This is a genomic window from Peterkaempfera griseoplana (assembly GCF_001418575.1).
Classification (GTDB): domain Bacteria; phylum Actinomycetota; class Actinomycetes; order Streptomycetales; family Streptomycetaceae; genus Peterkaempfera; species Peterkaempfera griseoplana.
This window is the reverse complement of record NZ_LIQR01000455.1, coordinates 1-7,287: the sequence shown is the minus strand read 5'-3', so window position 1 is coordinate 7,287 and position 7,287 is coordinate 1. Positions and strand designations below refer to the sequence as shown.

Here is a 7,287-nt window from a genome sequence, read left to right as displayed (position 1 = left end):
GGGGTGGGGGCGCGTCGCGCCGTACATCCGACTCCGGTGACGCACAGACCACTTGACACCTTTTCAGGAACTGCACACAACCTGCGGCAACGAAAGTAGCCGTGTTCAAGAGGTTGACGCGCGCGTCTCCGCCGGGCCAGCATTCGGTTGCACAGCAACACAGCCGCCACGCCATTGGGAGCGCTCCCATCTCGCTCCGGCCCCCGTGGTGTTCCCGCTCGCCCGGGCTGCTGCTCTCGGCAGTCCCTCCAGCGCGTGAGACCCACTCCGCGAGCCGTACGAGGAGCGCCTTCATGGCCATCAGCACTGTCCCCGCCCCGCGCCGCCGACGCGGTGCCCGCGCAACGGTCGCGGTGTTCGCCGCCGCAGCCGTGGCCGCAGCCGCAGCCGTCCTGGCACCGGGCAGCGCCCGCGCGGCGACCTCCGTGGGCGACGGCCCCTGGCACACCTCGGGTGGCCAGATCGTCGACGCGGCCGGCAACCCGGTGCGGATGACCGGCATCAACTGGTTCGGCTTGGAGACGGCCAACTACTCGCCGCACGGCCTGTGGACCCGCAACTACAAGGACATGCTGGACCAGGTGAAGGCCCTGGGCTACAACACCCTGCGGCTGCCCTACTCCAACCAGCTCTTCGACTCCGCCTCCAAGCCCGTCTCCATCGACTACGCCAAGAACCCCGACCTCCAGGGCCTGGACGGGCTCGGCGTGATGGACAAGATCATCGGTTATGCGGGGCAGATCGGCCTCCGGGTCTTCCTGGACCAGCACCGCCCCGACTCCGGCGCCCAGTCGCCGCTCTGGTACACCTCGGCCTACCCCGAGTCGCGCTGGATCAGCGACTGGGTGATGCTCGCCAAGCACTACAAGGGCAACAACACCGTCGTCGGCGCCGACCTGCACAACGAGCCCAACGGCACCGCCACCTGGGGCAGCGGGGACACCGCCACCGACTGGCGGCTCGCGGCCGAGAAGGGCGGCAACGCCATCCTCGCCGCCAACCCCGACTGGCTGATCATCGTCGAGGGCAACGAGTGCTACGGCCCGGGCGGCACCAGCGACAAGTACACCTCCGGCACCAGCTGCACCTGGTGGGGCGGCAACCTCCAGGGTGCGGCCACCGCCCCGGTCCGCCTGAACGTGCCCAACAAGCTGGTCTACTCGGCGCACGAGTACGCCACCTCGGTCTTCCACCAGTCCTGGTTCGACGACCCGGCGTTCCCCAGCAACCTCCCCGCGATCTGGGACAAGAACTGGGGCTACCTCAAGAAGCAGGGCACCGCGCCGGTCCTGGTGGGCGAGTTCGGCTCCACTCTGACCTCCACCCTGGACCAGCAGTGGCTGGCCAAGCTGATGGACTACATGGGCAAGGGCACCAGTGGCTTCGACTTCACCTACTGGTCGCTCAACCCCGACTCCGGTGACACCGGCGGCATCCTCAAGGACGACTGGACCACCGTCGACACCCTCAAGCAGGGCTACCTCCAGCCGTACCTGCTGCCCGTGACGGGCAGCGGCGGCACCGGCACCGGCACCACTCCCCCGACCAGCGCCCCGCCGACGCCCCCGGCGGCCGGCTCCTGCCACGTCACCTGGACGCCGAACGGCAGCTGGGCGGGCCACTTCGGGGCCGACATCACCATCAAGAACACCGGGACCACACCGCTCACGTCCTGGAAGCTGGTGTGGAACTTCGCCGAGGACCAGGCGGTGACCAACTTCTGGAACACCGCGCTGACCCAGTCCGGCAAGACGGTGACCGCCTCCAACGTGGACTACAACGGCGCCGTGCCGGTCGGCGGCACGGTCTCCTTCGGTGTCCAGGGCACGGTCGGCGGCAGCAACACCACTCCCTCCGGCTTCACCGTCAACGGCGGCGCCTGCTCCTGACGCCTCCGCACCAAGCTGCCTGAAGGCGGCGGACGTCCCCCTCGCCCCCGGGACTCCCCGCACCGGGCCGGCGGCCGTACCACCCTGCGGCCGCCGGCCCGGCCTCTGTGTTCTCCGGGGCCGGCCGCCGTGCGGGCGGCCGCCGCACCGGACGTACCCGTGCCGCCGACGGCGGGGAACCCTTCGAGGCGACGGGGTCCCACTGCCGGCACCGCGGAGAGCACCCGGGACGAGGTGGACTCGCCGGCCCCCGCTCAGAAGCGGGCCTGCGCACCGCGGACCGGCTCCGGCGCTCCCTGGTCAGAACTCCCCCGTCACGGCCGCCCCGGCCGAGGCCCGCACCGCGTCACGACAGCGGCGCGGCCCCAGGGGTCAGCGACGCACCAGCCGGTAGATCACGGTGTCGCCGGTGAGCCCGACCATCTGGTAGTGGGTGTCCAGCAGCCGCTCGATCCTCGGGAAGCGCAGCGGCGAGTAGGGCGACTTGGCCGAGTCGTCCACCACGATCTCCGGCAGATGGTGGCTGAGTTCCTGGTCGAAGGTCTTCCAGGCGTCCTGGACGCTGTACTTCTCGCCGATCTTCTGGTCGCCCTTGCCGCCGCTGTAGTTGGTGAGGAAGCCCGCGGTGAGATAGCGGGTGGCCGGGCGGCGGTCGGCAAGCCAGTACATCTCCGGGTGCATGCCCCAGACCAGCATGGTGTCCTTGGGCGTGGTCTGCTCCGCGACCGCCGTGGCGACCTTGGCGGAGCGGTCCAGCCGGTGGCCGGGCCAGGCGAGCGCCAGACACCAGAAGACGGTGGACGCCGCCACGCTGTAGACCAGCACCGGGCGCCAGCTCAGCGCGGAGGTGGCCACCGCACCCACACCGAGCAGGATCAGCGGCGGAATCAGCTGCAGATAGTAGTGGCCGAAGAAGTGGAAACCGGTGCAGACCGCGATCACCGCGGAGACCAGCCAGATCCACAGGTCGGCCGTGGAACCCTGCGAGGCGGCCCGCCGCTCGGGGAACTCCACCCCCGCGGCGGCCGCCCTGCGGCGAGCCCGCCGGCGGCGCAGCAGCGGCAGGGCCAGGCCGAAGGCGGCCGCACCGAGGATGGCGGCGTTGCCCAGCGCCCGGCCGATCATCAGCAGCAGGTCGCCGTCGAGCGAGGCGTAGTCGCCGCTGCCGGTGACCACCCAGAAGAGGAACCCCTTGGGCTTGGTCAGCATGGCCGCCACCAGGGCGATCGGCAGGGCGAAGCCGAAGAGCACCCTGCCCAGCGCGGCCGGCACGCTCAGCCCCCGGCGGCGGGCGTCCTGGAAGAGGATCCAGAGCACCGGCAGCAGCACCGCGCCGCCGGTCTGCTTGGTGAGGGCGCACACCGCGGTGGCGACACCGGCCGCCAGACCCCGGCGGCGCTCGGCGTACCAGAAGGCCGCCACCATGCTCGGCAGCATGAAGACCTCGAAGGTCGCCGCCTGGGTGTCGGACGGGGAGAGGCCGATCGAGACCAGCAGATAGAGCGCGCCCGCGGCGGCCCCCGCCCGTCCGCCCCAGCGCCCGCGGGCGATGGAGACCATCAGCAGCGCGGTCACCAGGTGCGCCCCGATGGCCAGCACCCTCAGCGGCCAGAGCGAGAGCGAGCCGAAGACCGCGAAGCAGGCCTCGTAGAGCCAGGGCAGCAGCGGCGGCTTGCGGTCCACGACGGTGTCGTAGAGCACCCCGCCGTCGGCGAGCATCCTGGCCTGGGTGGCCAGATAGCCCTCGTCCGGGCTCCAGACCGGGCGGACGAAGGAGGGGATGTGGGTCAGGGTGGCCAGCAGCGCCAGAGCCGGGACCAGCCGGGTCCAGTAGCCGGTGCGGATACGCGGCGGCAGCCGCTCGGTGAGCGCGGCGACACTGAGAAGGCGGGTCCGGTCCAGAGGCACGGTGGACAACCTACCGGGGAGCGCCGACGGCACGCGCCCCGGTTTCCCCGTGCGGGGAGCGACATCGGTCACGTCCGCGAGCCCGTTCCCTCGATCGGTTCGGCGGCTCCCGGGGTGCGGCCCAGCCGGCTGTGGGAGCGGCCGTAGCCGAAGTAGACCAGCAGGCCGACGGCCATCCAGATGCCGAACCGCCACCAGGTGGCCACCGGCAGATTGATCATCAGCCAGATGCAGGCCAGCACGGAGAGGATCGGGATCAGCGGCACCGCGGGGGTGCGGAAGGCCCGCGGCAGGTCGGGGCGGGTACGGCGGAGGATCACCACACCGATGGAGACGATCACAAAGGCGAAAAGGGTTCCGATGTTCACCAGCTCCGAGAGCTCCCGCAGCGGGATGACCCCGGCGACGCCGGCCACCACGACCCCCAGCAGCAGGGTGGACTTCCAGGGGGTGCCGAACCGGGGGTGCACCTCGGCGAAGGTCCGCGGAAGCAGGCCGTCCCGGCTCATGGCGAAGAACACCCGGCTCTGGCCCAGCAGAAGGATCATGGTGACCGAGGTGAGGCCGGCCACCGCCCCGACGCTGATCAGGTTGGCGTAGGCGGGCTGTCCCACGGACTTGAAGGCGTCGGCGAGCGGTGCGTCGGTGGAGAGCCTGGTGTAGTGCTGCATCCCGGTGACCACCACCGAGACCAGCATGTAGAGCACGGTGCAGATGACCAGTGAGCCGATGATGCCGCGCGGCAGGTCGCGCTGCGGGTTGCGGGTCTCCTCGGCCGCGGTGGCCACGATGTCGAACCCGATGTACGCGAAGAAGACCACCGCTGCGGCGCTGAAGATGCCCATCACGCCGAAGGTGGACGGGGTGAAGCCGAAGAGTGCCTGCACCAGCGGGGTCGCGCCGCCGGACGCACCCGCGGTGTGCTTGGCCGGCGGGATGAACGGGTGGTAGTTGGCGCCCTTGACGAAGAAGGCCCCGGCGATGATCACCAGCAGCACCACGGTCACCTTGACCGCCACGATCAGGGAGGTGACCCGCGCCGAGAGCTTCATCCCGGCCAGCAGCACCGCGGTCAGCAGCAGCACCAGCAGCGCGGCCGGCAGATTGAAGCCCCAGGAGCCGTCGGACCCCCCGCCGCCGATCGCGGCGGGCAGGGTCACCCCCGCGCTGCTCAGCAGCGACTGCACATATCCGGACCAGCCGACGGCCACCACCGCGGCACCCAGCGCCAGCTCCAGCACCAGGTCCCAGCCGATGATCCAGGCCGGGAGCTCCCCGATGGAGGCGTAGGAGAAGGTGTAGGCGGAGCCCGCCACCGGCACGGTGGAGGCGAACTCGGCGTAGCACAGCGCGGCCAGGGCGCAGACGATGCCCGCCGCGGCGAACGACAGGGCGACCGCCGGTCCCGCGTAGTCCTTGGCCGCGGTGCCGGTGAGGACGAAGATGCCGGTGCCGATGACCACCCCGACACCGAAGACCACCAGGTCCAACGCGGAGAGGGACTTGCGGAGGGCGTGCTCCGGCTCCTCGGTGTCGGCGATGGACTGCTCGACGGGCTTGGTGCGCAGCAGGCCGCCGGGCGGGACGCCACGGCCGGGGCCGCTGCCGGACGGTGTGGATGCTGTGGCCATGAAACGCCTCCCGAGGAAAGTTCGCCAGGTGCGGATACCCTGGCTCGGCGATTCCATGGCGCAGCCGTGGCCGCTTCACTCCCGCGCCGCCACCCGCCCTCGCCCGCACCGCCGTTCGGGCGCGCCGGCTTCGGGCGCGCGGCCTTCGGGGCCCTGACGCACAGGAGGCGGGGAGCCCGCCTCCGGCGCCGCCTGTGGGCGGACCGGTGGCACGGCTCCCCGCGCTCCGGGGTGGTGCACGGCCGGGCGGCGTCCCCGCCGCCCGGCGGATCCGGGGTGCTCCCCGGGAGGTCAGGCGTCGATGGGCTCGGTGTCCAGCCGGGCGACCAGCGCGGTGACCTGGCGGGCGATGTCCGGGGCGGTGAGGCCGATCTCGGCGAGGATCTCCTCGCGCTTGGCGTGGTCCAGGAACTGCGGGGGGATGCCGAAGTCGCGCAGCGGCACATCCACCGCGGCGTCCCGCAGTGCCTGCGAGACGGCGGCGCCCACACCGCCGACCCGTCCGTTGTCCTCGACGGTGACGACCACCCGGTGCTCCGCGGCGAGGCCGGGCAGGGCGGCGTCGACCGGCTTGACCCAGCGGGGGTCGACCACGGTGGCGGTGATGCCCTGCGCCGCGAGCAGGTCGGCGGTCTCCAGGCAGGTGGTGGCCATCGCGCCGACGGACACCAGCAGCACATCGGCCCGCAGCGGGCCGGGCAGGGCGTCGTCGAACGGCCCGGTGGCGACGACCGGTGAGGCGTCGCCGCGCAGCACGTCCATGGAGCCGATGCGCCCCACGGCGGGCACGGCGGGGCCGACGGTGCCCTTGGAGTAGCGGACCACGGTGGGTGCGTCGTCGACGGCGACGGCCTCGCGGAGCTGGGCGCGCAGCTGGTCGGCGTCGCGCGGGGCGGCCAGCCGCAGGCCGGGGACGACCTGGAGGATGGACATGTCCCACATGCCGTTGTGGCTGGCGCCGTCGTTGCCGGTGACACCGGCGCGGTCCAGGACGAAGGTGACGCCCAGGCGGTGCAGGGCCACGTCCATCAGGACCTGGTCGAAGGCCCGGTTGAGGAAGGTGGCGTAGACGGCGACCACCGGGTGCAGCCCGCCGGTGGCGAGGCCCGCCGCGGAGACCGCGGCGTGCTGCTCGGCGATGCCGACGTCGAAGACCCGCTCGGGGAAACGCTTGGCGAAGGGGGCGAGGCCCACCGGGTGCAGCATGGCGGCGGTGATCGCCACCACGTCGGGACGCTCCTGGCCGAGGGCGACCATCTCCTCGCCGAAGACCGAGGTCCAGTCCTTGCCGGCGGACTTCACCGGCAGACCGGTGTCGGGGTGGATGACGCCCACGCCGTGGAAGCGGTCCTCCTCGTTCTCCTCGGCGGGACGGTAGCCGCGGCCCTTCTCGGTGATGCAGTGCACGATCACCGGGCCGCCGAAGCCGCGGGCGCGGCCGAGCGCGGACTCCAGGGCGGCGATGTCATGGCCGTCGATGGGGCCGATGTACTTCAGGCCCAGGTCCTCGAACATGCCCTGGGGGGCGATGAAGTCCTTGAGCCCCTTCTTGGCGCCGTGCAGGGTCTCGAAGATCGGCTGGCCGACCACCGGGGTGCGCTGCAGCGCCTCCTTGCCCCAGGAGAGGAAGCGCTCGTAGCCCTTGGTGGTGCGCAGCGTCGCCAGATGGTTGGCGAGGCCGCCGATGGTGGGCGAGTACGAGCGCTCGTTGTCGTTGACCACGATCACCAGCGGCCGGTGGTGGGCCTCGGCGATGTTGTTGAGCGCCTCCCAGGCCATGCCGCCGGTGAGCGCGCCGTCGCCGATCACGGCGACCACCGGCCGGTCGTGGTGGCCGTGCAGCTGGTTGGCCTTGGCCA

4 protein-coding genes are annotated in these 7,287 nt (G+C 71.8%); 1 reads left to right on the top strand and 3 read right to left on the bottom strand.

The annotated features are described in order from the left end of the window. Nucleotides 1-293: 293 nt before the first annotated feature. Nucleotides 294-1,889 carry a cellulase family glycosylhydrolase gene (locus AOK09_RS29580; protein ID WP_079063539.1) on the top strand — a complete coding sequence of 532 codons (1,596 nt, stop codon included), beginning with the start codon at nucleotides 294-296 and terminating at the stop codon, nucleotides 1,887-1,889. Between the two features lie 372 nt (nucleotides 1,890-2,261). Here the strand turns inward: AOK09_RS29580 and AOK09_RS29575 are convergent, their stop codons facing one another. The 3 genes from AOK09_RS29575 to AOK09_RS29565 all read right to left on the bottom strand — a co-directional run. Then, nucleotides 2,262-3,797: an ArnT family glycosyltransferase gene (locus tag AOK09_RS29575; RefSeq protein ID WP_079063540.1), complete on the bottom strand. Its 1,536-nt coding sequence runs from the start codon at nucleotides 3,795-3,797 to the stop codon at nucleotides 2,262-2,264. Between the two features lie 68 nt (nucleotides 3,798-3,865). After that, on the bottom strand, nucleotides 3,866-5,428 hold the full coding sequence (locus tag AOK09_RS29570; RefSeq protein ID WP_055590303.1) for an amino acid permease: 1,563 nt from the start codon (nucleotides 5,426-5,428) through the stop codon (nucleotides 3,866-3,868). Between the two features lie 291 nt (nucleotides 5,429-5,719). Next, nucleotides 5,720-7,287: 1-deoxy-D-xylulose-5-phosphate synthase (locus AOK09_RS29565; protein WP_055590302.1), on the bottom strand; the 1,568-nt coding region annotated here is incomplete at its 5' end.

What these genes read in the sequence shown, in the direction of transcription:
- AOK09_RS29580 (WP_079063539.1), top strand. Translation starts at nt 294, where the DNA reads ATGGCCATCAGCACTGTCCCCGCCCCGCGCCGCCGACGCGGTGCCCGC.
- AOK09_RS29570 (WP_055590303.1), bottom strand. Translation starts at nt 5,428, where the DNA reads ATGGCCACAGCATCCACACCGTCCGGCAGCGGCCCCGGCCGTGGCGTC.